This is a genomic window from Zoogloea sp. (genome assembly GCF_023150065.1).
GTDB lineage: Bacteria > Pseudomonadota > Gammaproteobacteria > Burkholderiales > Rhodocyclaceae > Zoogloea.
Genome location: NZ_JAKLLN010000164.1, coordinates 1 through 607 on the forward strand (window position 1 = coordinate 1; position 607 = coordinate 607).

General features: G+C 70.0%; 1 protein-coding gene. It reads right to left on the reverse strand.

Annotated features, from left to right (window positions below; all coding sequences use genetic code 11):
- Nucleotides 1-68: 68 nt before the first annotated feature.
- Nucleotides 69-607: EAL domain-containing protein (locus L6Q67_RS24060; RefSeq protein ID WP_296576201.1), on the reverse strand; the 539-nt coding region annotated here is incomplete at its 5' end.

Consider the following 607-nt stretch of genomic DNA (forward strand, 5'->3'; position numbering starts at 1 on the left):
GGGGCAATCTAAGCGCCCTGTGTGACGCTTTCGCGACGCGACGAAGGCAGCCGGGCTACACCCGGCGTTCAGGCGTGGCTGGCGAGGCGGGAGGGGCGGAAGCCTTCGAGCAGCTGGCCGGCGGCAGCGGCGTCGAGGGGGCGGGAGAACAGGAAGCCCTGCATTTCGTCGCAGCCCAGGCCTTCGAGGGCCGTGCGCTGCTCGCCGCGCTCGACGCCTTCGGCGGCCAGCCGGATGTCGAAACCCCGGGCGATGCCGGCGATCGCGCTGATGACCGGCTGGCTGGTCGTGTTCTGGATGTCCTTGACGAAGCTGCGGTTGATCTTGAGGCGGCTGATGCCGTAGCGCTGCAGGCTGGCGAGGGACGAATAGCCGGTGCCGAAGTCGTCGAGGCTGATGCCGACGCCGAGCTCGCGCAGACCCCGGAGGCAGGGGGCGATGTGCTGGACATCGCTGCACAGCAGACTCTCGCTTACCTCGAGTTCGAGGCTGCCCGGGGGCAGGCCGTGGCGCCCGAGCACCCGCGAGACCGTGTCGGCCAGGTCGGGGTGTTCGAAATCGCGCGGGGAGAGGTTGGTGGTGAGGCGCAGGTCGGGGAACTGCCGGC